Source organism: Bacillus sp. AFS031507 (genome assembly GCF_002584635.1).
In the GTDB taxonomy this organism is placed as follows: domain Bacteria; phylum Bacillota; class Bacilli; order Bacillales; family Cytobacillaceae; genus Neobacillus.
On record NZ_NUOW01000090.1, the window covers coordinates 1 to 245 of the forward strand.

Here is a 245-nt window from a genome sequence, read left to right on the forward strand (position 1 = left end):
CAGCTGAGCTAAGGGCGCATGTATTGGAGTCAACTTTTAAAGTATACCAGACTCGATATTGTTTGTCAACAACTTATTTGGTGCGGCCGAGAGGACTTGAACCTCCACGGGGTTGCCCCCACTAGGCCCTCAACCTAGCGCGTCTGCCATTCCGCCACGACCGCACGATAATTAGCGACAAAAACAATCATAACACACTAACCAAATTAATTCAAGTGAAACATTTGGTGCGGGTGAAGGGAGTC

General features: G+C 48.2%; 1 tRNA gene. It reads right to left on the reverse strand.

From position 1 onward, the window contains the following. Positions 1-78: 78 nt before the first annotated feature. Positions 79-164: transfer RNA gene (locus tag COE25_RS29880), tRNA-Leu, on the reverse strand. Between the last annotated feature and the right edge of the window lie 81 nt (positions 165-245).